Here is a 23,847-nt window from a genome sequence, read left to right as displayed (position 1 = left end):
TTCCGGGCGTGCGGGGGAGATCCCCCTCCGGAACGCCCCCGCACGCGCGAAGCGGCCGCCGCGTGTGGGGGTCGCGGCGGCCGCCGATGTGAACTGCAACGCGTCCTGGGCTTGTGGCCTCTTCAGTGGTGCAGCATGTGAACAACTCTGCCCGCGGGAGCGTACCCGCGGCATCCTCCAGAGGTCGCGGGCTCACCCCCGCCGCTCGGCGGGGGTGCGGGCCCGCCGAGCGGCGGTCCCGTGTGACAGGGAAGCGGAACCGCGCAGCGCCGGGTGGTTCCGCCGACTGGGGTGGGTGCGAAGGAGAAAGGGGCGGCCGGTGATCCGTGTCGCTGTGGTGGACGACGAGCGGCTCGTCAGATCCGGACTGCGGATGATTCTGGGGACCGACCCGGACATCGAGATGGTCGCGGACTGCGGTGGCGCCGAGGCCGTGGAGACCGTACTGCGGTGCGCGGCCGACGTCGTGCTGCTGGACATCCGGATGCCGGACGTGGACGGGCTGACCGTCCTGCGCCGGCTGCGTGCCGCGCCGGTGCCGCCCGCGGTGGCGATGCTGACCACCTTCGACGCCCAGGAGTATCTGACGGCGGCGCTGCGCGAGGGCGCGGCCGGATTTCTGCTCAAGGACTCCGATCCGGAACAACTCGTACGGGCCGTACGGACGCTGGCGGCGGGTGGCAGTGTGCTCGACCCGGGCGTCACCCGGGCGGTGATCGGGGGCTATCTGACCGCCGAGGACCAGGCAGCCGCGAACCGGGCGGTGAGCGGGCTGACTCCGCGGGAGTCGGAGGTGCTCGCCCTGCTCGGGGAGGGACTGGGCAACGCCCAGATAGCCGACCGGATGGGGCTCGCCCCCAGTACGGTCAAGGACCATGTGCGCGCCCTGCTGGGCAAACTGGGCGGGATAAACCGCATCCAGGCGGCCATCGTCGCCGACCGCGCGGGTCTGGTGGCGGGCGGTCCCCGGGGGGCGTGGTGAGAGCCGGCGGCGGGCGCGGCAAAAGCGGCGGCCTGCGGACGCCCGGCCCCGGGGCGGCGGGACGCGGTGCCGGGGTGCGGCGGGCGGTGGGGCGCGGGGCGGTGGGGCGGCGGCTGCGCCGGGCTGCTCCGCCGGCGGTCCCGGTGCTGCTCGCGGTCGCCGACGCGATGCTGGTCAACGGTGTCGAGTTCGACCTGGAGCTGGGCGTCTCGGTGGTGGCCGCGGCGGCCCTGCTGATGCGTCGGCGCTTGCCGCTGCTGGTCTTCCTCGTCACCCTCCCCGGGCTCTACATCGGCTACATCTGGTTCGCGCCGATGATCGCGCTCTACACACTGGCCGCCCGCCGGCCCGGCCGGGCCCGGCTCGCGATCTGCGCGCTGCTGCTGATCGCCGCGCACTTCCTGCCGTATCCGATCTCCGACTTCGAACTCACCGCGTACCGCGAGAACACCCTGGTGCTGATCGACGCGAGCGTGACCTCGGCCGCGCCGATCGCCCTGGGCCTGCTGGTGCGCACCCGCCGGGAACTGGCGTCCCGCGTCGAGGATCTGACCCGCAGCCTGCGCCGCGAGGACCGGCTGCTCGCGGACCGGGTCAAGACCACCGAACGCGCCCGGCTCGCCCGTGAGATGCATGACGTGGTGGCCCACCAGGTCAGCCTGATCAGCCTGCAGGCGGGTGCCGTGCAGGTCAGCACGGAGGACGCGGAGGCGCGCGCGGGTGCCAGGACGATCCGCGAGCTGTCCGTACGGACGCTGGAGGAGCTGCGGCACATGGTGGGCGTGCTGCGGGCGGACGGCGGCGAGGCGGCGGAGGCGCGGGGCCTGGCGCCCCAGCCCGATCTGGAGGAACTGCCGCGGCTGATCGAGATGAGCGCGCTGGACGTGACGTACGAGGGCGGCGTGGTGGCCGGTGCCGGTGGCGGTGGCGGTGCCGGTGGCGCGAAGACGGTGGAGCGGGCGGCGTTCCGTACGGTCCAAGAGGCGCTCACCAACATCCGCAAGCACGCCCCCGGAGCGCGGGTGCGGGTGCGGGTGGATCCGGTGGACACGGTCCGGGGTGAGGGCGCGGACGGGGCGGAGGCGGCCGGCGAGGGCCGTACGGCGCACGGGCTGCGGGTGGAGATACGGAACGGGCCGCCGGACGCGACGGCGACGGTCCCCGCGCTTCCCGGGGGCGGACACGGTCTGGTGGGGCTGCGCGAGCGCGCCCAGAGCCTCGGCGGGACGCTGGAGGCGCGGCACACCTCCGACGGCGGCTTCGTCGTGCGGGCGGAATTCCCTTACGGAGCGGGGTAGATCGCTTCCGCGCGGGGAGGGAAGGTGAGCGGCATGGCTCGGGTGAGGAAGAAGGGGAAGAAGGGGCGCATCCCGGGAGGGACTTCCGGGGGACTTCCCGAGGGGACTTCCCGGGGGCGGGGCTTCCTGTCGGGGGCCGCGTCCCGGAGGTGCCCGGCGGAGACCGAGGTCTCAGGTGGAGACCGGGGGCGTCAGGCCGGGACCGGGGCCGGGGCCGGGGATGTCAGGCGGAGAGCGGTGCGGCGGCCTCGTCGACGGCGGTGCGCAGGTCCGGGTAGACCTCGAAGAGCCGGCGCACGCCCAGAGCGGCCAGCACGCGGTTGACGTGCGAGCCGTCCACGGCGCCCTGAGCGGGGAGGATCAGCCGCAGCCGCCCCTGACAGGAGCGCATCAGACGACGGGCGGCGATCAGCACGCCGACGCCGCTGGAATCGCAGAACCGCACCTCGGAGAGATCGAGCACCAGAGATCTCCGGCCGTCCGCCACCGCGTCGTGCACATGCTGGCGCACCGCGGGTGACGTGACCAGGTCCATTTCACCGGACACCTGGAGTACGGCCCACGGGCCCTTTTCGTCCTCTGCCACCTTCAACGACACGCGCTCGAAGCCTTTCGCTCGCTTTCGTACCGGATGAACACGGACCGCATCCGGAACTCATCCTCCCCCGCCTCGACTGCCCGGCCCCTCTCCCCTGAAACTCTTCCGAATCCTTGGCGCAACAGGCCGTCCGCCTAAGGCTATGCCCCTGCGACGCCCGTCCTTCGCCGACATTCGGTCACACACGGATAACACATCGCCCCATACGGACATGAACGATCCACATCGATCAGTCGTGATCGGGCATTATCACCACAAAGCGCGGGCATCCGTCGTCAGGGCTTTACCATCCCCGTACTTCTCAGGGCTCGGTTTGCCGCAAAGGAGCGTGCGTTGTCAGACCCGCGCATTACATTCGATGGCACGGTGGACGGCGGTGAGGGTGCACACGGATCCGAGCCGCGCGCGGGTGCAGGAGTGATGGCCGAGGTGTGAGCCCGGAGGCGACGGGCAGGGATGGGGATCCGATGGGACACGACGCCCCACCGCGGTGGGACAGACGGATGCAGCAGCGGCTCGCCCACGGCGAGGCGGCCGCGCTGGGCGAGCTCTATGACCGCTTCGCCTCTCTGGTGCACAGCCTCGCCTACCGCGTCCTGGACGACGAGGACGCCGCCGACCGCGTCACCCGCGAAGTGTTCGCCTACGTCTGGGAGCACCCGGATTCCTATGACCCCAAGCAGGGCCCGCTGCGCTCCTGGGTCGCCGGCGTCACCCGCCATCAGGCCGTCCATCGGCTGCGCCAGACCGAGGCCGCCTCGGCACGCGACTGCGGGCCCGACGCCCCCGCGCCCGCCGAAATGGAGCAGAAGATCCGCGAGGCCTCCACCGCCGCCCGCGCCGACTTCATCGTCACGTCCATGCCCGCACCCCTGCGGGCCGCCCTGGAGCTGGCCTACTTCCAGCGCCGGGACTACCGCCAGACCGCCGCCGACCTCGGTGTCACGGAGGACGAGGCCCGGCGTCGGCTCCGCCTGGGCCTGCAACTGCTGTCCACCGCCCACAACCACCAGGCCCTGCCGCCCGCCCACCGCGCCGCGTCCACCCCGCGCGCCGGATCCGCCTCACCCCATGCGCCGCAGACACCACACGCTCCCCGCGGACCACGCCCGCCGCACACCCGGCACACCGGCCCGGGTACCTCCGCACCACCCGGTCCGGGCCATGGACGGGCCCTGTGAACGGCCCGGACGAGTGGGACGGCCACGCGCTGCCGGACAGCCCCGGTGAACGGCCGCGGATACCCTCACCACGCACCGCCGCCGAGGACCACGGCCCGCTCCCGGACGCCCCGCCCGCAGTCGTCCCCGAGCCGGTGGACGACACCGGCGGCGGCCCCCGCGAACCGGAAGCCGGGCCCGTGAGCGGACTGCCCGCTCCCGCGCCCCTCCCCGTGACGCCGCCCGGCCCGCCGCACCGGGTCCTCAAGTCGCTGCTCGGCGCCTGGGCACTGTCGGCCTGCTCCGCCGAGGAGACGGCCGCCGTCGAGGCGCATCTGACCGACTGCGCCTCCTGCGCGGACGAAGCGCTGCGGCTGCGCGACGCCGTCGGACTGCTGCACCCCGCCGACAGCCTCGACCTCGATCCGCTGCTGCGCTCCCGTGTGCTGGAGGGCTGTCTCGGCCGCCGCCCGGCCCGTATCCCGGTGCCCGAGTGGGCGACGCCGTACGACGCGGAGACCGCCAAACTCGACGCGCTGCTGCGGGACATGGGCGAGGCGGAGTGGCGTGCTCCGGTGCGGCTGCGCTGGTTCGAGGGCGAGCGCCCGGTCGAGCGGGAAACCACCGTCGCCGGCGTCATAGGGCATCTGATGGCCGTGGACGGCCTGGTCGCGACGGCACTCGGGCTGCCCGACCCGCTCGGCACGGCCGCCCCGCCGGGCACCCCGGGCCCTCTCGTCCGTACGGAAACGTTCTGGCGGGCGCCGGACGAGGAGCGCAGCCCGCTCGCCCTCCATGCACCATGGCGCGACCAGAGCTATGCGCTGATACGGCAGGTGTCGTTCGCCGGCGACAAGGTCGCCGAACTCGCCGTGCCGTACGGGGCGTTCCGGCTCACGCTGCGCGACGCCTTCCTGGACCGCGCCTTCGAGTGCTGGGTGCATGCCGGCGATATCGCGGAGGCGGTGGACTATCCGTATGTGCCCCCGGCCGCCGCGCATCTCCACCGGATGGTCGACCTCGCCGCCCGGCTGCTGCCCAGCGCGCTGGCCGGCCGTCGGCGGGCCGGGCTCGCCGCGCCGCCGCAGCGGCTGGTCGAGGCGGGCGCCCCGGGCCGTACGCTCCATCTGGAGATCGAGGGCAACGGCGGCGGCCACTGGTACATAGCGCTGGACTCGCCGGCCGCCCTCGGCACCCCGGACCGCACGGTCGCGCATATCGCGCTGGACAGCGCCGAGTTCTGCCAGCTCGCCGCCGGCCACATCTCCCCCGAGGAGGCCGCCGCGGGCCAGCGCGGCGAACGCGACGCGATCCGCGATGTGCTCTTCGCGACCGCGTCGCTGTCCCGCCTCTGAGCCGGGGCCCGGCAGCGGATCAGGGCCGGACAGGCCCCCTCACCGGGCCCGACAGGCCCCCTCACCCGGCCGGTCCGGCCTTCCGTGCCGGCCGGGCGGGCCCTGACCGGCGCCTACCCGAAGACGACCGTCCGGCTGCCGTTGAGCAGCACCCGCCGCTCGCTGTGCCACTTCACCGCGCGTGCCAGCGCCTGGCACTCGACATCCCGGCCGATCGCCACGAGCTGGTCCGGTGTGACCTCATGACCGACGCGCTCGACCTCCTGCTCGATGATCGGCCCCTCGTCGAGGTCGGCGGTCACGTAGTGCGCGGTGGCACCGATCAGCTTCACACCGCGGGCGTGCGCCTGGTGGTACGGCTTGGCGCCCTTGAAGCTCGGGAGGAAGGAGTGGTGGATGTTGATGATCCGGCCGGACAGCGCCTTGCACAGATCGTCGGAGAGCACCTGCATATAGCGGGCGAGCACCACCAGCTCGACGTTCTCCGCCGCCACCAGCTCCAGCAGCTGCGCCTCGGCCTGGGCCTTGGAGTCGCGGGTGACCGGAATGTGATGGAAGGGGATGTCGTACGAGCCGACCAGCTCGGCGAAGTCCGTGTGGTTGGAGACCACGGCCGCGATCTCTACCGGCAGCGCGCCGATCCGGGAGCGGAAGAGCAGGTCATTGAGGCAGTGCCCGAACTTGGACACCATCAGGACGATCCGCATCTTCTCGTCGGCCCGGTGGATCTGCCAGTCCATGCCGAACGAGTCGCCCACCGCCGCGAAGCTGGCCCGCAGCTTGTCGACGCTCACCGAGGTGTCCGCACTGAAGTGGACCCGCATGAAGAACAGCCCGGTGTCGCGGTCGCCGAACTGCTGGCTGTCCTCGATGTTGCAGCCGGTGATGAAGAGGTAGCTGGAGACGGCGTGCACGATCCCCTGCTTGTCCGGGCAGGACAGGGTGAGGACGTACTGATCGTTCCGATCGTGCTGACCGGGCTGGGTGGGCTGCGACTCGCTCATGACCTCATAGGGTCGCACATCTGCCGGGCAGGTCAGGCCGGGGCGTCCGCCTGACCGGTCATGATGGCCAGCGCCTCCAGCGAGCGTGGCGCGGCATCGGGGTCCTCGCCGTCCGCGGTCGCCAGCTGCACATGGGCCTCACGGGCCGCATGGACGGCCTCCGGCCAGCCCTGGTGCGCCATGTACGCGGTCACCGGGGCGTCCGCGCCGACCTGGTGCATGATCCGCAGCACCCGGAGCACGGCGGCATCGACGAGCTGGGCCTCCTGGGAGTCCCGGAAGATCGTGCCGACGTACTTCTCGGCGGACCAGTTGTCCAGCCAGGTGTCCTCGACGAGCCGGTAGACGGCGTCGGTGACATCTCCGTACCCGGGCAGGCCGGTCAGCCAGGCCTCCTGCTGGAAGGCCGGGTCGGAGAGCATGTGCAGCGCGGAGCGCACATTGCTGCGCCAGCGCCACCACGGCATGTCGTTGAGTGGCATACCGCCCATGGTGGTCGAGCGGCGGCCGCGACGGGAAGACTTCTCCGAACCTTGCACAGCAATGGATCGTACGTTCTTCACCAACGATCTCAAGCGGCCCCCCGGAGTTCACCTCTACGTCACCGGCCATTGCCACGTCGTCACCAACCCGTTCCGGGCAGGCCGGAAGGCTGCTGTGCCATGACCGGACGGCGACGCTCCTTCCCCCGCCCCTTCTCCTCCGCCCCCGCGGTCGCGACCGTGTCGGCGGCGGTATGCACGGCGGCTCTCGCGTCACTGCTCTCGGGCTGCGGCTCCCTCGCCGGGGCCGCTGCGGGCTCCGGGGGGAAGGCGCCGGTCACGGTGATGACCTGGGCCCCCGAGGCGACCAATGCGACCAATATGCCGGGTATGCCGGCGATGGCGCAGGCCTACGCCCGCTGGGTCAACTCCCGAGGCGGCATCAAGGGCCATCAGCTGAAGGTGCTGACCTGCAACGAGCACAACGACTCGGTGACCGCGGCGCACTGCGCCCAGCGCGCGGTGGACGAGGGCGCGGTCGCCGTCGTCGGCTCGTACAGCCAGTTCGGCCGCTCGTTCATGTCGCCGCTGGAGGTCAAGGGCATCCCCTTCATCGGCGGCTACGGCGCCTCGGACGAGGAGTTCGAGAGCCCCCTTTCCTACCCCGTCAACGGCGGCCAGGCCTCCCTGCTCGCCGGGAACGGCCGCCAGCTGGCCCGCGACTGCAAGCGCGTCGCGCTGGTCCGCCCGGACACCATCCAGGGTGACCAGATGCCCTCGCTGCTCAACTCCGGCCTGGAGAGCGGCAGTCGGCACCCGGCCAAGGACATCAAGGCGCCCGAGGACGGTACCGACTACTCGTCCGAGGTGCACCGCGCGCTGGACGGCGTGGGCGCCGATCCGGCCCTCTACGGCACGGCGGCGGCCGGCGGAAAGGCGCCGGGCTCCTGTGTGACCGCCTCGCTCGGCGACCACACGGACACGTTCTTCGACTCGTTCCGGCGGCTGCAGGAGGAAAGCCCCAAGGTCCAGGTCGCCTCCGTCCTGGGCAGCGTCGGCCAGTCACTGCTGAACCGTACGGGCGGCACCTCCGGGCCGCTGGAGGACGCGGACATCACCGGCTGGTATCCGGTCGCCCATGATCCGCGCTGGAATCCGATGCGCGAGGTCATCAACGACTTCGCCTTCGGCGACAACCGCATCGACCCGGCCGACCAGGGCGTCCAGACGACCTGGATCGCCTACACCGTGCTGCGCGCCCTGATCGGGCAGCTCGACGACGCGGGGGTCGAGGACATCACCTCGCACGCCCTGCAGACGACCCTGGACCGCGGCGACCACGCCATCGACACCGGCGGACTGACCCCGAAGCTGCGCTGGCGGGACAGCGACATGCTGGCCGTCCAGGACTTCCCGCGCATCGTGAACGGGATGGTGACCTACCAGGTCGTACGGGACGGCGAGTTGGTCTCCGCCCAGGACGGCTTCGTGAACGTCGCCGAGACGCTGGAGCGGCGGCGTACGGACAGCTGAGCGGGCGGCCGGCCGGCCGGAGCCGGCGCACCCGGCAGGGCAGGCGGGGCGGGGCGGTGAGCCTGGTGGCGCCCGCCCCGGCCGCCGTTCAGAGCTGTTCGGGGCGGCGCTCCGTCAGCCCGTACTTCTGGGCGAGCGGGTTCCAGATCTGCGCCGCCTGCTGCTTGGCCGTGGTCGCCTGACCGCTGGCCGCATTGCCCTGGGCGGCCTGCCCGCTGAGCCGGGGCTTGCCCTTGTGGCAGCCCTTCTTATTGCCGACCTGGCCGGCCCAGGCCGCGTAGTGGTTGTCCGCGGCGGCCGAGGACTGCCAGGCCTTGCTCAGCGCGGCGGTCAGTGCGTCGTGGTTCGGGATCTTGTCGACGGGCAGCTGCTGGAGCCGCTTGACCAGGTCGTTGCGCTGGCCGGCGGCGGCCCGCAGGTCATTGGCCGCACCGCCGAGGTTGCTGCAGGACTTGATGCTGTTGACGGCGCCGATCACCGAGGAGCGGCTGTTGTTGCTGTCACCCAGCAGCGCGTCCAGGCCCTTGGCCTGGGCCACGGCCGGGTCGGCGGACGCCTTCGGCTGCCCGGAGTCCTTGGCAGCCTTCGTCGTGGCGGGTCCCGCGCCCTGCTTCTTCGCGCTGTCGTCGCTGCCTCCGCCGCTCAACGCCCAGCCGAGGCCGAGACCGGCACCCGCGAGCGCCACGATGACGATGCCGACGATCGCGGCCGGGGCGAGCCGGCGGCGGTGCCCGCCACCGTCGTCGCCGTACGAGGCCTGCCGGCCGTAACCGTCGCCGGGCGGGAACTGCTGGCCCTGGCCCTGCCCCGGGGCCTGCTGGCCGTAGGGCGGCCGTCCCTGGTCCTCGAAGCGGGGCAGCTGGGCGGTGGCGTCCGGGGCACCGGGCTGTCCGGGCACACCCGGCCCGTCGCGGAACAGGCCGTCGAACTCGGCGGGGGTGGGGCGGTCGCCGGGCGCGCCGGGACGGACGCCGTACGGCGCGCCGGGCGGCGGGGGCGGCGCACCGGCGCCGACCGGCGGGATGAGCTGGGTGGCCTCCGCGTCGCCCGCGCCCTGGGCTCCGGGCATCGGCTGCGACCGACCCTGGCCCTGGTCATGGCCCTGTCCCTGGGGTCTGTTCTGGTTCGGCTTGATCGCGCGCAGCATGGTCGTGGACTCGTCGGGCGTCTCGGGCCGTGCGGACGCCTCGGGCGGCAGCGGCGCGGCGCCGGGGCCGCCGGGCTGCGCGTCGAAGGGGGAGATCAGCGCGGTGGCCTCCGCATCGTTCGCGGCGGGCGGCAGCGGCGCACCGGTCTGCGGGGTCGCCCGCACCAGCTCTCCGGAGGGCCCCTGGGGCTGCTGCCCGTACGGCTGCTGCGGGGACTGCTGTCCGGTGCCGTACTGCCCGCCCTCGGGCGACAGCACGCCGGGCGCGCCCTGGCCGGGCGGTACCGCGTGCGGCATGAGCGCCGTCTCCTCGGCGGCCGATACGGCCGAACCGGCCGGCGGCAGCGGCGCGCCCGGCTGCTGGGGCGCCTGCGGCGGCATCGAGGGCGGCAGCGGCGGCACCGGCGGCGGCCCCTGGGGCGGAGCCGGGTAGCCCTGGCCGCCCTGCGGCTGCTGCGGCACGGGAGCCTGGGGAGTCTGGGGCGCCTGGTGGTCCTGTGCCTGGGCCGGGACATAACCCTGCTGCTGACCTTGGTCGCCACCCTGTTGCGGGCTCTGGCCGTAGCCCTGGTGCGGGCTCTGGCCGTACGTCTGCTGCTGACCCTGCCCGTACCCCTGCTGCGGGGCGGGCGGCTGCCCCTGGGCGGGCGCCTCGCCGTACGGCTGCGGGCCGGGGGCGGCCTGCTGCTGACCCGGCCCCCAGGGCTGGCCCCACGGCTGGCCGGCCGGCGGCGCGGCCTGCTGGTCGGGCACCCACGGCTCACCGTTGGCGGGCAGCACAATGCCCTCTCGCGCGGGACCGGCCGCAGAATTCTGCGGGTCGTGACCCTGTCCGCTCTGCGTCACCGTGACTCCTACCAACGTGCTGACCTACGGAATCGTCGGCTGCACGCTACCGGGTCGCAGCAACGTTCGACCACGTCGCCTGGTCACCACCCCTGCCCGCCCCCGGAACGCCGCGGGGCGGGCCCCGGTCACCGGCCCGCCCGGCGCCGTACGACAAACCCGGCGTCGTATGACAAAGCGGCCCCCGCCACCGCCTCGCCGCCGCCGCTCCCGTGGTGCGGCGCCTTCCCGCTCCCTGGCGCGCCCTTCAGACCGCCGCTCAGACCGCCCCTTCAGGCCGCTACTCAGGCCGCCGTGGCCCGCAGCTCCAGCCGGGCGCTGAATTCCCTGACGACCGGCTCGTCCCGGAAGGGCTCCAAGCGCAGCTGGAAGTCCTCCAGGTACTCCGCCCCCCGGTCCGAACGCAGCCCGCTCAGCAGCTCCACCGCCTGGGTGCCCGTATGACAGGCCTGCTCCACCTCCCGCTGCTGCGCCTGGGCGCCGGCCAGCAGCAGCAGACCGATGGCCCGGCGCCGCGCCCGGCCGGCCGGATGCCCGTCCAGTGCCTCCTGCGCACGCTGCGCGGCGGGCCCCGGCTGCCCCAGGTCCCGGTGGCAGTGGGCGAGTTCATCGGCCAGATAGGCCTGGTCGAAGTGGGAGATCCAGACCGGGTCGTCGCCCGCTTCGGCGGCCGCGTCGGCGCGCTCCATCGCCGCGGCCGCCCGGCCGGCCACCACCTGGAAGGCCCGGCCGTCGCCCATCAGGGCGTGGCCGCGGGCCTCCGCCGCGCAGAACATCGCCTCCGCCCGGGGGGTGACATGGCCGCGGGCGCCTTCCTGGGCGGCGCGGGCGAGCTGGGCGATCTCCCGGGGGTTGCCGAGCGAGGCGGCGAGATGGCTCATGCTCGCGGCCAGGACATAGCCGCCGTAGCCGCGGTCACCGGCCGCCTGGGCCAGCCGCAGCGCCTGGATGTAGTAGCGCTGGGCCAGGCCGGGCTGGCCGGTGTCGACGGCCATGTAGCCGCCCAGCTCCGTCAACCGCGCGACGGCGGCGAAGAGTTCGCGCCCGACGGACTCACGGTACGAACCCGCCAGCAGCCCCGACACCACGCTGTTGAGGTAGTGCACGACGACCGGCCTGACATGCCCGGCACCGAAGCGGTGGTCGAGTTCGCTGAGCGCCGTGGTCATGGCCCGGACCGCGTCGACGTCCGAGATCCCGACCCGGGCGCCGGCGTTCCGGGCGACCTGGCTGTCCGCGCCGGTGATCAGCCAGTCGCGGCTGGGCTCGACCAGCGCCGAGGCCGCGACCGTGGAGCCGCTGAGGAAGTCGCGTCGCCCGACATCGCTGCGCCACAGCTCACAGACCTGCTCGATCGCCCCGAGGACGGTCGGCGAGAACTGCAGCCCCACCCCGGACGCGAGGTTCTTGCCGTCGGCCATCCCGATCTCGTCGATGGTGACCGTGCGCCCCAGCTTGCGCCCCAGCGCCTCCGCGATGACGGCCGGAGCCCGGCCCCGCGGCTGCTGTCCGCGCAGCCATCTGGCCACGGAGGTCTTGTCGTAGCGGAGGTCGAGACCGTGTTCCGCCCCGCACATGTTGACGCGGCGGGCGAGCCCCGCGTTGGAACAGGCGGCTTCCTGGATCAGCGCCTGCAGCCGTTCGTTGGGCTGCCGTGCGACGAGTGGCCTGGCGGCCATGCTTGTACCCCCTGTGTACTGCTGCGCGTTCACCGGCGAACGCCGTTCCTCGTGATCGATTCCCCGTGAATATGCCGGATATCCGAGAGATCCTGGATATGCGCGATAGGAGAGATCGGAGTGATACGCACTTTGCAGCGGATGCTCACTTGTGAGCGTTTTGGGCCCTGTCCGGAGCATCCCCGGTGCGAAGCGCTCGTTCACGAGTAGGAAGGGTGCGCGGTGCCGTGCACAGACCGCGGCGCCGCCGTGCCGGGTCCCCCCGGGTGCACTTCGGGCTGCCGCCGGGCGGCCTCTCCGCCCGTCACGCAGGTGGCTACCCGCTCCCCGGACCCCGTCCGCATACGCGCCCCCACCGGTGCACCCATGCGCCCCACGTGCGAGAACGATGCGCCGGGGGGTCACCCATTCGGCCGTAACCCTTGGTGACACCGGGAGTTGTCCTCTGCGTGGAAGACACCATCAAAGTCACAGGAGCCCCGCAGATCCCCAAGCAGCGCGGCGAGCAACTGCTCGACACTGCGGTGCGTTACGCCGAAGAACGGCATTGGGACGTGTTCCCCGGCGCATGGCTGGAGCACGACGGCGAGACGCCGCGCTGCTCGTGCCGCGCCGGCGACTGCGCAGCGCCGGGCGCGCACCCCACCGCGCCCGGCTGGGCCGGACAGGCCAGCGGCAGCGCGACCGCCGTCCGCCGTATGTGGAGCAAGCAGCCGCGGGCCTCGATCCTTTTGCCGACGGGCCGGACGTTCGAGGCGCTGGATGTCCCGGAGACCGCGGGCTGCCTGGCGCTGGCCCGTATGGAGCGGATGGCGCTGCCGCTCGGCCCGGTGACCCGCACCCCCGACCGCCGGATGCTCTTCCTCGTCCTTCCCGGTGCCTCGGCGAAGGTCCCGGCGCTGGTACGGAATCTGGGCTGGTCGCCGGCCGCCCTCGATCTGGTCTGCCGCGGCGAGGGCGAGTACATCGCCGCCCCGCCGACCCGGGTGGGGACGCACGGCTCGGTGCAGTGGGCACGCCGCCCCACCGCCACCAACCGCTGGCTGCCGGACGCCGAGGAGCTGATCAGCCCGCTCGCGTACGCCTGCGCACGGGACGCGGCCGCGGTCCGGGGGCGCTGACCCGGACCGGTCCAATCCCCTTGTCCCGGGGGCGTCCACCACCCCGGCGCCGTCCGTCCCTGCCCTTATCGTGGAATGCCGGACGGGGGTCAGGACGGCCCCTGCGGGGACGTCGAAGGGCAGGACCGGTGGCGAACGAACCGGAATACAACAATCAGCGGGCCGAGCCGGCACCGCCGCAGCACACCACGGCCGCTCCTCCGGGCGGGCCGGCCACGGCCCCCGGGGGCGCCGCTGCCGGCCCGCCCGCCGTACGCATCCAGGGCCTGTGGAAAAAGTTCGGCGAGCAGATCGCCGTGAACGGCATCGATCTGACGCTGCCCGCCGGCCGCTTCATCGGACTGGTCGGCCCCAACGGCGCCGGCAAGACCACCACCCTGTCCATGGTGACGGGCCTGCTGCGGCCGGACGCCGGGCTGGTCGAGATCGGCGGGCACGACGTCTGGCGGGACCCGGTCTCCGTCAAGTCCCGCATCGGGGTGCTCCCCGAGGGGCTGCGGCTCTTCGAGCGGCTCTCGGGCCGTGAACTCCTCGGCTACATAGGCCGGTTGCGTGGCCTGCCGGGCGACGAGGTCGACAAGCGGGCCGGCCAGCTGCTGGACGTGCTCGATCTGTCGGGCACGCAGAACAAGTTGGTGGTCGACTACTCCACCGGTATGCGCAAGAAGATCGGGCTGGCCGCGGCGCTGCTGCACAACCCCGAGATCCTCTTCCTCGACGAGCCCTTCGAAGGCGTCGACCCGGTGTCGGCGCAGACCATCCGCGGCGTACTGGAGCGCTACACCGCCTCCGGGGCGACCGTGATCTTCTCCAGCCATGTGATGGAGCTGGTCGAGTCGCTGTGCGACTGGGTCGCGGTGATCGCCGCCGGGCGGATCCGTGCGGACGGTCCGCTCGCGGAGGTACGCGGCGCGGCGCCCTCCCTCCAGGACGCGTTCCTCGAACTCGTCGGCGCGCGGGGCCGCGGCGCGGGGCAGAACCTGGACTGGCTGGGCGGTGGCGGCGCCCGATGAGTACCGAATCCGCCACGGCGGCCGCCCGCCCGGCCACCGCACCGTCCCTGACCGGCGTCTTCGTTCAGCTGAAGCTGTCGCTGCTGCGCAACGGGCTGCGCCAGTCCACCGGGCGCACACTGGCGTACCTCGCGTCCGTCATCGTCGGTCTGCTGTTCACCGCCGGGGTCGTGATGGGGCTGATCGCGCTGCGCGGCACCTCGCACGCCGGTGCGCTGGTCGTGCTGCTCACCGCAATCCTCACCCTGGGCTGGGCGGTGATGCCGCTGTTCTTCCCCACGGGCGACGAGACGCTCGATCCGACCCGGCTGGTCATGCTGCCGCTGCGGCCGCGGGCCCTGATCGTCTCGCTGCTGGCGGCCTCGCTCGTCGGCATCGGCCCGGTCGTCACCCTCGCACTGGTGACCGGCGCGGTGATCGCGGTCGCGGACGGGGCGGCCGCGGCGGCCGTGGGCGTGGTGGCCGTCGTCCTGGTGGGGCTGGTGTGCGTGGCGCTGGCGCGCGCGGTGGCCACCGCCTCGGTACGGCTGCTGACCAGCCGCCGCGGCCGTGATCTCGCCGTGCTGAGCGGCCTGTTCATCGCCCTCGGGTCACAGGGCGTCAATATCGCCGCCCAGAAGCTGGGCCGGCCGGACGGCCTGTCCGCCCTGGAGCCGCTGGGCAAGGTGCTGCGCTGGGTGCCGCCGGCCTCGGCGGTCGGCGCCGTCGAGGACGCCGGGCACGGGGCGTACGGACGCGCACTGGCCGGACTGGCCCTGACGGCGCTGGCGTTGGTCCTGCTGCTGTGGTGGTGGCAGCGCACCCTGACCACCCTGATGACGTCGCCGGACTCCTCCACCCTCCAGGCGGTGGAGAAGGACAGCGCGCGCCGGGCCGGCGGCGGGCAGCGGGGGCTCGCACGGCTGCTGCCGGACGGGCGGAGCGGCGCGGTCATGCTCCGTACGCTGCGCTACGCCTGGCGCGACCCCAAGTCGAAGATGGCGTGGGCGACCGCGCTCGGCGTCGGCCTGCTGGTACCGCTCGTCCCGGCCATCCAGGGCAACGGCAGCATCTATATGTCGTTCTCGGCGTCCGCGCTGCTCGGCGGGCAGATGTACAACCAGTTCGGGCAGGACACCTCGGCGTTCTGGATGGTCGCCTCGACGATCTCCACTCCGCGGGACGCCTATCAGGAACTGCGGGCCCGCGCGTGTGCACTGACGATGGTGGCGGTCCCGTACGTCACTCTGGTCGTCGTCGGCGCCGCGGCCCTCATCGGGCCGTGGTCGGACTTCGTCGAGGTGTACGGGCTCTCGCTGGCCCTCCTGGGTGCGCTGGTGGCGACCGGGGCACTGTCGTCGGCGGTCCTCCCGTACTCGGTCCCCTCGGAGGGGAACAAGAACGTCGTGCCGGGACAGGGCGGGATCGCCTGGTTCAGCCTCTTCGGCGGGATGCTGACGGGCGCGGTGCTGGCCTCGCCGCTGCTGGGCCTGACGATCTGGCTGCATGTCGCGGGTCTGCACCAGCTGTTGTGGGTGCTGCTGCCCGTCGGTGCGGTCTACGGCGCGGGAATCGCGGAGCTGGGACTGCGGGTGGCGGCGCCCCGGGTGGTGAGGCGGCTGCCGGAGATCCTGGTGGCGGTCAGCAAGAGCTGAGGGGCCCGGTGGGCCGGGGCTGCCCCGGGGCCGGTCGCTCTGCCCCGGGGCACGACACCCGCGCAGCGGCCTCTCGGCCGGGTCAGTTGGATCGGTTGGGTCAGTTGGGTCAGTTGGGTCAGTTGGGTCAGTTGGGCACCGTGGCGGTGCGGAGGAAGGGTTCGATGGCGGCGCACCAGGCGTCGGGCTGTTCCCACGGGAGCAGATGTCCGGCGTCGGGGATTTCGGCGTAGGCGCCGCGCGGGAGCACCCGGACCATCTCCTGGGCCTCGGCGCGGCCCAGTTCGGCATCGAGGCCGCGGACGACAAGGGCCGGGCACGACACCTGCGCGAGCTCTTCCCAATGGGCGTCGTGCACCCAGGTCTCGCGGGCGGTGAGCATCTGCCGGCGGGAGAAGACGGGACGCCAGCCGTCGGCACGCTCGGCCATCACCTCGGCGAAGAACTCACCGCGGGTGGGTCTGGGCCGCTCCAGGGTCGGGTCGTCCTCGCCGAACCACTTGCGGACATCCGCGAGGGTGGCGAACGGCAGCGGCCAGGACCGGAACCATTCGGTCCATTCCTGCTGCGAGGCCGCCCCGAGCGCCGAGGCCCGCATATCGCAGATGACCAGCGCACTGACCAGGTCCGGTCTGCGGGCCGCTAACTGCCACGCCGTCAGGGCGCCCATGGCATGTCCGACAAGGGCGACCGGGGCGAGGCCGAGCTGCTCGATGGCGGCGATGGCGTCATCGACATACGCCGCACGGTCGTACGGCCCCGCCGTGGGCTTCTCGCTGCGGCCGTGGCCCCGCTGGTCCAGCGCGACGGGGCGGTGGCGTGCGCTCAGGCGGCGCGCGGTGGCCGCCCAGTGCGAGGCGCGGCCCATCAGGCCATGGAGCAGCAGTACGCCCGGCCGCTGCTCGCTCTCCTCCAGCCCGCCGCCGACCTTGGGCGGGTCGGTGAATTCCCAGGCGGCAAGGCGTACGCCGCCGACGCCGGTTACCTCGATGCGCTGCACCATGTGCCCTGGCACCCCCAATCGTCCCTTGAGCAGCTCCACACTATCGAACCCCTATTCGAACGCGCCGTTCCGGCGCGCAATACCCCTCGTTCGAGTGACCTCACTCAAGGATTGGCCGCGCCCGCCACGGGGAGACATCTGCCGGGAGGCGGGCCCTACCGGGAAGGGGGCCCGTGGGGGAAGACCCTGGGAGCTCGGGGCTCCGGGTCTTGGGTGGGGGACATGGGGAGGCAGGGCCCCGGCTGCTCGCAGCGCCGGGGCCCTGGCTGTCTCCGCAGTGCACTGTCTCCGTAGTGCGTGGATGCATCCGCGCCCCCTCCCCGGCCAGGACAGGCCCCTGCATGGCCATGCGTCAGCGTGACACGAGACCAGCCGTATCGCACGGATTCGCACAAGTCCGTTCAACGCGCAAGAACTTGCCGAGCCCGCTGAGGGGCGCGTCGGCGCAGCTCAGCGGGCTCGCGGGAGAGGTCCGGCCGAAAGTGCGAAAAAGAAAGAGGCTGAAACTGATTTCAGCGCTTGGCGACAAACACATGGGAGGCGATCTCGGAGTCCAGCTCGGCGGCCTCGCCGCTGCTGCCGACCAGCACCCCGGCCGGCGACTCCGTCACGCTCACCACCGCGCCCGGCTGCACACCGGCCCGCCGGAGGGTGTACATCAGCTGGGCGTCCGCCTGGATCGGCTCACCGATCCGGCGCACCACGGCGGTCTTGCCGTCGGCCCCGGCGTCCAGATCCATCAGGCTCACCATGCCGGCGTCCAGGAACGGGTCGACCTCGGACTTCTCGCCCAGCTCCGCCAGCCCCGGGATGGGGTTGCCGTACGGCGATTCCGTGGGATGCCGCAGCAGCTCCACGACGCGGCGCTCGACCGCCTCGCTCATCACATGCTCCCAGCGGCAGGCTTCGGCGTGCACCTGCTCCCATTCGAGCCCGATGACGTCGACGAGCAGGCACTCGGCGAGGCGGTGCTTGCGCATCACCCGCGTCGCCAGCCGCCGGCCCTCCTCCGTCAGCTCCAGATGCCGGTCACCCGCGACCGTCAGAAGCCCGTCTCGTTCCATGCGTGCCACCGTCTGGCTCACCGTCGGGCCGCTCTGTTCGAGCCGCTCCGCGATGCGGGCGCGCATGGGCACCACACCCTCCTCTTCCAGCTCGAGGATGGTGCGGAGATACATCTCCGTGGTGTCGATCAGTCCGGACATGCGTGCCCCTCGATGTGTGGTGCGGTGGCCCTGAACCCAATTCTGACGCATCCCACTGACAACGGTGCCGCCTCGTCCACGCACCGGGCCTTTTCGCAGCCGTATTGACAGGGCACTGGTCCAGACCGCAACGTGATCCGCGCCACTGATCGAATACGCCGAGATTCCGACGAGAGGGGCCCGCGGCAATGGCTGAGAGCGACCGGAGCGACCGGCTGGCCGGGAAGTACTTCGACGCCGCGATCGACCTGCTGCGACAGGTCCGGGACGCAGAGGGCGACCGGATCACCGCGGCCGGGCAGCTGATCGCGGACACCGTGGCGGCGGGCGGCCGGGTCTTCTCCTTCGGCGCCGGGCACTCCTCACTGCCCGCGCAGGACACGGTCTACCGGGCGGGCGGTCTGGCGATCATGAATCTGCTGTCCGTCCCGGGTGTCGTCGGCGTGGACGTACGGCCCGCGACGCTCGGCAGTGCGCTGGAGCGGGTGGACGGGCTGGCCGCGGCCGTCCTGGACACCAGTCCGCTGGAGGCGGGCGATGTGCTGGTGATCATCTCGCTCTCCGGGCGCAACCCGCTGCCCGTCGAGATGGCGATGAACGCCCGCGCCCTCGGCATCAAGGTCATCGGCGTGACATCGGTGGCGTACGCGGACGCCACCAAGCCCCGGCATGCCTCTGGCGGCTTCCTCAAGGACCACTGCGACCTGGTGCTGGACAGCCGGATCACGGTCGGCGACGCGGAACTGACGCTGCCGGGCATCGACGCGCCGTTCGCCCCCGCCTCCACCGTCGTCACCAGCACGATCATGCAGGCCATGGTGGCGACGGCCGCGGGCACCCTCGCCGAGCGCGGCATCGACCCACCGCTGCTGCGCTCCGGGAACGTCGACGGCGGGCACGACTGGAACGCCCGGGTGATGAGCGAGTACGCGGACCGGATCTTCTACCGGCAGTGAGGGGGCGGATCGCCGACAAGCGCGGGCGGCTCGTCCGGTAACGGCGAGGGGCGGCGCGCCTGCCGACGGCGCGTGGGCGGCCCGCCTCAGAGCGACGCCGCGCCCGCGAGGTCCAGGGCAGCGGCGATCCGGGCCGCGACCTCCTCCGCGTAGTCCGCGTCCGCACGGTCGAAGGGACGGCGCGCGGGCGCCCGCAGAAACGTCGCAACGCCGAGCGTGCGGCCGCGGCTGCGCAGGACCACACACAGGCCGTGCACGGTGCCGTCCGGCCAGTTACGGGCGGCCGCCCAGCCCTCGGGCGAGGCGGGACCGGCACTGGTACGCACCGAACCGCGCCGCTCGTACGCCTGGAGCGCCGGATGACCCGGCACGTACGGCGTGGGGAAACCGGCCCCCGACAGCGTCTCCGAGGGCCCGGGTAAACCGGCCGGCGAGGCCAGCGTCCGCACCAGCCGCGGCGGGCCCCGCCGGGCGCGCCGGCCGGTATCCGCGCCGGCACCCCGGACGGCCCCCCGGCTGCCGTCCGGCCCCCCGGCACCGCCCGCCGGGCCGGCCCCTTCGGACAGCTGGGAAACCAGGGATGCCTGGGATGCCTGAGATGCCTGAGATGCCTGCGACACCTCGGAGTTCCCGGAATTCCCGGAATTCCCGGAGTTCTCCGCGTTCTCGGAGCTTTCGGGGTCCTCGGACACGCCGGACACACCGCCCGCAGCGCCCTCCCTCTCCGTGTCATACGCCCCGGAAGCCCCGGACGCCCCGGCCGCTGCGCCCCCCGCGCCATCCGCGTCATCCGCATCATCCGCGCCATACCCGTCGTCGGCGTCATACGCATCGCCCTCGGCGACCATCCCGTACGGCTCCGGTGCGGGCGTGATGGCGAGGTCGACCAGGCCGTGGTCGGCGAAGCCCGCCAGGGCGAAGTCGAGGTGGACCGCGGCGGCCTCGGCGGGGTCCGGGCACTCCGCGGCCGCCCGGCCGGCACGGTGGAGCTGATGGGCGCGGAAGCGCAGCAGGGAGCCCTCCTGTTCGGCGCGCTTGGTGTTCGTGATGTCCTGGAACAGCCAGGCCACGCCCAGCGGCACCGGCTCTTCCGCCAGTGGGGAGGCCAGCCGGACGAAGCCGCTGCGCCAGCACCGGCGCGGCAGTTCGGCCTCCTCGGAGCGCAGCGTCACCCACAGCTCGGCGACGGCCGGCGGCGCGCCCTCGGCGAGAACGTGCTGCAGGGCGCACTCCAGTTCCTCGACGCCCTGCGCCAGCAGCTCGCCCAGAGGGCGCCCCAGCAGGGCGGTGCGTCCCACGCCCAGGGCGCGGGCGGCGTGCGCATTGACGACGGCGGGCCGCAGATCGGCGTCGATCAGCACCACGCCCCATGACGCGTCCTCGAACAGCGCCTCGCTGAGCGCGACGGACCGCTCCAGGTCCATCTGGGTGTGCACCTCGCTGAAGGCGCAGTACACCCCCGCGACCCGGCCGCCGGGGCCGCGGACCGCGGACGCCTGGGTGCGGACGAGCACCCGGTGGCCGTCCTTGGTCAGCAGGGCGAACTCGTGCACCTGGCGGCCCGGGGAGCGCATGGCGGCAGCGAGCGCGGCCTCGATCCCGTCGGCGTCCTCCTTGCGGACCGCCCAGCCGGCCAGGCCCGTACGGCCGACGGCCTCGGTGGTGGTCCAGCCCAGGATGCGTTCGGCCTCGTGGTTCCAGTGGGTGACCGTGCCGTCCGCGGCGAAGGCGACCAGGGCGGCGTCCATGCCGTCCAGGAGCGCGGCGAGCAGACCGGAGTCGTCGGACTCGTCGGCGGGGCAGCGCGCCGCCGAGGCAGAAGAAGCTGACGAAGCAGTCACTGGCACCCCTTACGAACGCGGCCGCACGTGCTCCACCTGGGAACATTCAACTGGAACGTGACACAGCACACAGCCGAATCGCGGAAATCGTTGCGAACGGGAAATTCCCTTGTGTGCGGCCGGACGGCTTCCTACTGTGTGGAGCACACGAGAAGGGAGGTGGTTCGGCAGATGATTTCGCACCGGACGCGTGAGGTGGCTGCGGGCTAGCGGCCCGTCGCTTCACCCGAAGTGCAGCGCCGGACCAGCGCATACTGCAGATGCGCAGCCGGCCAATCCCAAGCAGTCACCCGACCCGCGGACTGCCGGTTCGTCCGACCGGCCCTTTGCGCCACCGAGCGCGGAGGAACCAGCCCGCGGGTCGTCTGCGTTCTCCCGCCCGTGCCTGAGTGCTCCGCCCGTGCCTGAGTGCTCCGCCCGTGCCTGAAGTGGTCCGCCCGTGCCTGATGTGGTCTGCGCCCGAAGGCGACGGGCCCGCCGTCAGGGCGCCAGGCGCTCCACCCGCCAGGACCCGTCCTCGCGCACATACCGCAGCCGGTCGTGCAGCCGGTTGAGCCGGCCCTGCCAGAATTCGACGGTCTCGGCGGCGATCCGGTAGCCGCCCCAGTGCGGCGGCGCCGGCACCTGCTCGCCCTCCGGGTAGCGGGCCGCCAATTCCTCGTAGGCCTGCTCCAGTTCGTCGCGCGAGGCGACCGGCGCGGACTGGTCACTGGCCCAGGCGCCCAGCTGGGAGCCGTGCGGGCGGGTGCGGAAGTACGCGGCGGTCTCGTCCCGGCCGATGCGTTCCGCGGTGCCGGTCACCACGACCTGACGGGCGAGCGGGTGCCAGGGGAACAGCAGCGACACGGCCGGATTCCCGGCCAGTTCGCGGCCCTTCCGGCTGTTGTAGTTGGTGAAGAACACAAAGCCGCGGTCGTCGAATGCCTTGAGGAGTACGGTCCGTGAGCTCGGCCGGCCGGCGGCGTCCACCGTCGAGACGACCATCGCATTGGGCTCGTGCAGACCGGCCACGGTCGCGTCCTTGAACCAGCGCGCGAACTGGTCGTAAGGGCTGGCGGCGAGATCGGACTCGGCGAGTCCCTCGGCGCGGTAGTGCGCACGCATGGAGGAGGGATCGGGGGTCTCGGCATGAGGCGCGTCGGCAGGGTGCACGGCCTCATCTTGCAGCATCGGGTCCTACGCGGTCAGCCGGGAGGGGCGGAAGTTTGCCCCTCGTCAACCAGCCGTAACCCTCCCGTCGGCAGATCGGCCATTGTGCCGAGTCTCACGCCTCCGTGCAGGTGAGAGACCCGCCAGAATGAGGGGGCGGACCACTGTGGCCCCCGGACGGGGAGAGCTATCGTGTCCGTCCGGCCTGAAGGACGCACCACACCGACCTGCCCGCCCGCGGTCCGGCCCACTGCGGGCAAGACCGTCGCGTGACCCACGCCCTGGCGGGGCATCACCAGCGTGACCGGTACGGACCGCGAGCTGCCCGGCGCAGCCGCGTAACCGCACCGGCACCGCAGTGCACCGCACCGCACCGCACCGCACCGCACACCAGAGACTCGACCGCACGGCAGCCGGTCATGGACCGTTTGCCGTCCCATCTTGAGGAGCTGCCTGATGTCCGACTTCGTACCCGGACTCGAGGGAATCATCGCGTTCGAGACGGAGATCGCCGAACCGGATAAGGAGGGCAGCTCGCTCCGCTATCGCGGGGTCGACATCGAAGACCTCGTCGGGAAAGTGTCCTTCGGAAATGTCTGGGGGCTGCTGGTCGACGGGGCGTTCCACCCGGGTCTGCCGCCCGCCGAGCCGTTCCCGATTCCCGTGCACTCCGGCGATATCCGGGTCGATGTGCAGTCGGCGCTCGCCATGCTCGCGCCCGTTTGGGGCCTGAAGCCGCTGCTGGACATCGACGAGCCGACGGCCCGTGACAACCTCGCCCGCGCCGCGGTCATGGCCCTGTCGTACGTGGCCCAGTCGGCGCGCGGGCCGGGCCTGCCGATGGTGCCGCAGAAGGAGATCGACACGGCGGAGACCGTCGTGGAGCGCTTCATGAAGCGCTGGCGCGGGGAGCCCGACCCTCGGCACGTCAAGGCCGTCGACGCCTACTGGACCTCGGCCGCCGAGCACGGCATGAACCCTTCGACCTTCACCGCCCGGTCCATCGCGTCCACGGGCGCGGATGTGGCGGCCGCGCTGTCCGGCGCGGTCGGCGCGATGTCCGGTCCGCTGCACGGCGGCGCGCCCTCCCGCGTCCTCGGCATGATCGAGGAGATCGAGCGGACCGGTGACGCCTCCGCGTACGTCCGGCGGGCGCTGGACAAGGGCGACCGGCTGATGGGCTTCGGTCACCGCGTCTACCGCGCCGAGGACCCACGGGCGCGGGTGCTGCGGCGGACCGCCAAGGAGCTGGGCGCCCCACGCTTCGAGGTCGCCGAGGCCCTGGAGAAGGCCGCGCTGGAGGAGCTGCGCAGCCGCCGCCCGGACCGGGTGCTGGCCACCAACGTCGAGTTCTGGGCGGCCATCGTCCTGGACTTCGCCGAGGTCCCGGCGCACATGTTCACCTCGATGTTCACCTGTGCCCGTACGGCCGGCTGGAGCGCCCACATCCTGGAGCAGAAGCGGACGGGCCGACTGGTGCGACCGTCGGCCCGGTATGTGGGGCCCGCCGCGCGCAGCCCGCGGGAGATCGCCGGGTACGAGGGCATCCTCTGACGCCCTCAGCTTTTGGCCCCCGTCACCTCCCGTGGGTGGGTGGGAAAAGCTGGGTGGGGGCGGGCCATTGTTGGTCGTGGGGCCGCTCTGGGCCGTTTCGGGGGGACGTACGTCGTCGGGGTGGCCTACATCGGTTCGGGGTGACCCGCGCTTTCGCGTGTGATCCACGAGGCGCACCGGACCGGCCAGATGTACCCCCACCTGGCCTTCCCCACCCCCCAACGGGAGGGGACGGGTCTCCGCGGGTGGGTGTCCGGACGTAAAGCGAAGCAGTCCGGACACTGTCT

The 23,847-nt window shown here is 72.6% G+C and carries 18 protein-coding genes and 1 pseudogene; 10 read left to right on the top strand and 9 right to left on the bottom strand.

Annotated elements, in window-relative coordinates; genetic code table 11:
- Positions 1–319: 319 nt before the first annotated feature.
- Together ACWGJY_RS14885 and ACWGJY_RS14880 are read left to right on the top strand one after the other, a co-directional pair.
- Positions 320–982: a response regulator gene (locus tag ACWGJY_RS14885; RefSeq protein ID WP_453261200.1), complete on the top strand. Its 663-nt coding sequence runs from the start codon at positions 320–322 to the stop codon at positions 980–982.
- Positions 983–1,149: 167 nt separating this feature from the next.
- Positions 1,150–2,280: a sensor histidine kinase gene (locus ACWGJY_RS14880; protein WP_453261269.1), complete on the top strand. Its 1,131-nt coding sequence runs from the start codon at positions 1,150–1,152 to the stop codon at positions 2,278–2,280.
- Positions 2,281–2,503: 223 nt separating this feature from the next.
- On the opposite strand, the gene ACWGJY_RS14875 is transcribed toward ACWGJY_RS14880, so the two are convergent.
- Positions 2,504–2,878 carry an STAS domain-containing protein gene (locus tag ACWGJY_RS14875; protein WP_030087372.1) on the bottom strand — a complete coding sequence of 125 codons (375 nt, stop codon included), beginning with the start codon at positions 2,876–2,878 and terminating at the stop codon, positions 2,504–2,506.
- Between the two features lie 467 nt (positions 2,879–3,345).
- On the opposite strand from ACWGJY_RS14875, the pseudogene ACWGJY_RS14870 reads away from it, so the two are divergent.
- Together ACWGJY_RS14870 and ACWGJY_RS14865 are read left to right on the top strand one after the other, a co-directional pair.
- Positions 3,346–3,918, top strand: a pseudogene (locus tag ACWGJY_RS14870) (sigma-70 family RNA polymerase sigma factor); the annotation flags it as partial.
- Between the two features lie 137 nt (positions 3,919–4,055).
- A complete protein-coding gene (locus ACWGJY_RS14865; RefSeq protein ID WP_453261199.1) occupies positions 4,056–5,393 on the top strand; it encodes a zf-HC2 domain-containing protein in 1,338 nt (445 codons plus the stop codon).
- A gap of 113 nt (positions 5,394–5,506) precedes the next feature.
- On the opposite strand, the gene purU is transcribed toward ACWGJY_RS14865, so the two are convergent.
- Positions 5,507–6,397: a formyltetrahydrofolate deformylase gene (gene purU / locus ACWGJY_RS14860; RefSeq protein ID WP_453261198.1), complete on the bottom strand. Its 891-nt coding sequence runs from the start codon at positions 6,395–6,397 to the stop codon at positions 5,507–5,509.
- A 32-nt stretch (positions 6,398–6,429) separates the two neighbouring features.
- Entirely contained in the window at positions 6,430–6,942 is a 513-nt protein-coding gene (locus tag ACWGJY_RS14855; protein WP_453261268.1) for an SCO4402 family protein, read from the bottom strand.
- A gap of 117 nt (positions 6,943–7,059) precedes the next feature.
- Here ACWGJY_RS14855 and ACWGJY_RS14850 point away from each other — a divergent pair, with 117 nt between their 5' ends.
- On the top strand, positions 7,060–8,412 hold the full coding sequence (locus ACWGJY_RS14850) for an ABC transporter substrate-binding protein (RefSeq protein ID WP_453261197.1): 1,353 nt from the start codon (positions 7,060–7,062) through the stop codon (positions 8,410–8,412).
- Positions 8,413–8,500: 88 nt separating this feature from the next.
- Here the strand turns inward: ACWGJY_RS14850 and ACWGJY_RS14845 are convergent, their stop codons facing one another.
- Together ACWGJY_RS14845 and ACWGJY_RS14840 are read right to left on the bottom strand one after the other, a co-directional pair.
- A complete protein-coding gene (locus tag ACWGJY_RS14845; RefSeq protein WP_453261196.1) occupies positions 8,501–10,405 on the bottom strand; it encodes a hypothetical protein in 1,905 nt (634 codons plus the stop codon).
- 284 nt (positions 10,406–10,689) lie between these two features.
- Positions 10,690–12,084, bottom strand: a complete 1,395-nt coding sequence (locus ACWGJY_RS14840) for a transcriptional regulator (RefSeq protein WP_453261195.1) — start codon at positions 12,082–12,084, stop codon at positions 10,690–10,692.
- 449 nt (positions 12,085–12,533) lie between these two features.
- On the opposite strand from ACWGJY_RS14840, the gene ACWGJY_RS14835 reads away from it, so the two are divergent.
- From ACWGJY_RS14835 to ACWGJY_RS14825, 3 genes are all read left to right on the top strand, one after another.
- Positions 12,534–13,205 carry a bifunctional DNA primase/polymerase gene (locus tag ACWGJY_RS14835; protein ID WP_453261194.1) on the top strand — a complete coding sequence of 224 codons (672 nt, stop codon included), beginning with the start codon at positions 12,534–12,536 and terminating at the stop codon, positions 13,203–13,205.
- 128 nt (positions 13,206–13,333) lie between these two features.
- A complete protein-coding gene (locus ACWGJY_RS14830) occupies positions 13,334–14,218 on the top strand; it encodes an ABC transporter ATP-binding protein (RefSeq protein ID WP_453261193.1) in 885 nt (294 codons plus the stop codon).
- Positions 14,215–15,852, top strand: a complete 1,638-nt coding sequence (locus ACWGJY_RS14825; RefSeq protein ID WP_453261192.1) for a transporter — start codon at positions 14,215–14,217, stop codon at positions 15,850–15,852. The genes ACWGJY_RS14830 and ACWGJY_RS14825 overlap by 4 nt, the downstream gene beginning before the upstream one ends.
- A 127-nt stretch (positions 15,853–15,979) precedes the next feature.
- Here the strand turns inward: ACWGJY_RS14825 and ACWGJY_RS14820 are convergent, their stop codons facing one another.
- Positions 15,980–16,855, bottom strand: coding sequence for an alpha/beta fold hydrolase (locus ACWGJY_RS14820; protein WP_453261191.1), 876 nt, complete (start codon positions 16,853–16,855; stop codon positions 15,980–15,982).
- A 512-nt stretch (positions 16,856–17,367) separates the two neighbouring features.
- On the bottom strand, positions 17,368–18,060 hold the full coding sequence (locus tag ACWGJY_RS14815) for a metal-dependent transcriptional regulator (protein WP_453261190.1): 693 nt from the start codon (positions 18,058–18,060) through the stop codon (positions 17,368–17,370).
- A 188-nt stretch (positions 18,061–18,248) separates the two neighbouring features.
- Between ACWGJY_RS14815 and ACWGJY_RS14810 the strand changes: the two genes are divergently transcribed.
- The gene (locus ACWGJY_RS14810; RefSeq protein WP_453261189.1) at positions 18,249–19,016 is read left to right on the top strand and encodes an SIS domain-containing protein; all 768 of its coding nucleotides are present in this window, start codon (positions 18,249–18,251) and stop codon (positions 19,014–19,016) included.
- An 86-nt stretch (positions 19,017–19,102) separates the two neighbouring features.
- On the opposite strand, the gene ACWGJY_RS14805 is transcribed toward ACWGJY_RS14810, so the two are convergent.
- Together ACWGJY_RS14805 and pdxH are read right to left on the bottom strand one after the other, a co-directional pair.
- Positions 19,103–20,857, bottom strand: coding sequence for a PAS domain-containing protein (locus ACWGJY_RS14805; protein WP_453261188.1), 1,755 nt, complete (start codon positions 20,855–20,857; stop codon positions 19,103–19,105).
- A 480-nt stretch (positions 20,858–21,337) separates the two neighbouring features.
- Positions 21,338–21,961, bottom strand: a complete 624-nt coding sequence (gene pdxH, locus ACWGJY_RS14800) for a pyridoxamine 5'-phosphate oxidase (RefSeq protein ID WP_453261267.1) — start codon at positions 21,959–21,961, stop codon at positions 21,338–21,340.
- 501 nt (positions 21,962–22,462) lie between these two features.
- On the opposite strand from pdxH, the gene ACWGJY_RS14795 reads away from it, so the two are divergent.
- On the top strand, positions 22,463–23,560 hold the full coding sequence (locus tag ACWGJY_RS14795) for a citrate synthase 2 (protein WP_453261187.1): 1,098 nt from the start codon (positions 22,463–22,465) through the stop codon (positions 23,558–23,560).
- Positions 23,561–23,847 lie beyond the last annotated feature (287 nt).

Source organism: Streptomyces sp. NPDC054765 (assembly GCF_053612065.1).
This window is presented reverse-complemented; position numbering and strand designations above follow the sequence as displayed.

Bases quoted from the DNA above. Each gene is read 5' to 3' on its own strand.
- ACWGJY_RS14880 (WP_453261269.1), top strand. From the start codon at position 1,150: ATGCTGGTCAACGGTGTCGAGTTCGACCTGGAGCTGGGCGTCTCGGTG.
- purU (WP_453261198.1), bottom strand. From the start codon at position 6,397: ATGAGCGAGTCGCAGCCCACCCAGCCCGGTCAGCACGATCGGAACGAT.
- ACWGJY_RS14850 (WP_453261197.1), top strand. From the start codon at position 7,060: ATGACCGGACGGCGACGCTCCTTCCCCCGCCCCTTCTCCTCCGCCCCC.
- ACWGJY_RS14840 (WP_453261195.1), bottom strand. From the start codon at position 12,084: ATGGCCGCCAGGCCACTCGTCGCACGGCAGCCCAACGAACGGCTGCAG.
- ACWGJY_RS14825 (WP_453261192.1), top strand. From the start codon at position 14,215: ATGAGTACCGAATCCGCCACGGCGGCCGCCCGCCCGGCCACCGCACCG.
- ACWGJY_RS14820 (WP_453261191.1), bottom strand. From the start codon at position 16,855: ATGGTGCAGCGCATCGAGGTAACCGGCGTCGGCGGCGTACGCCTTGCC.
- ACWGJY_RS14815 (WP_453261190.1), bottom strand. From the start codon at position 18,060: ATGTCCGGACTGATCGACACCACGGAGATGTATCTCCGCACCATCCTC.
- ACWGJY_RS14810 (WP_453261189.1), top strand. From the start codon at position 18,249: ATGGCTGAGAGCGACCGGAGCGACCGGCTGGCCGGGAAGTACTTCGAC.
- pdxH (WP_453261267.1), bottom strand. From the start codon at position 21,961: ATGCGTGCGCACTACCGCGCCGAGGGACTCGCCGAGTCCGATCTCGCC.
- ACWGJY_RS14795 (WP_453261187.1), top strand. From the start codon at position 22,463: ATGTCCGACTTCGTACCCGGACTCGAGGGAATCATCGCGTTCGAGACG.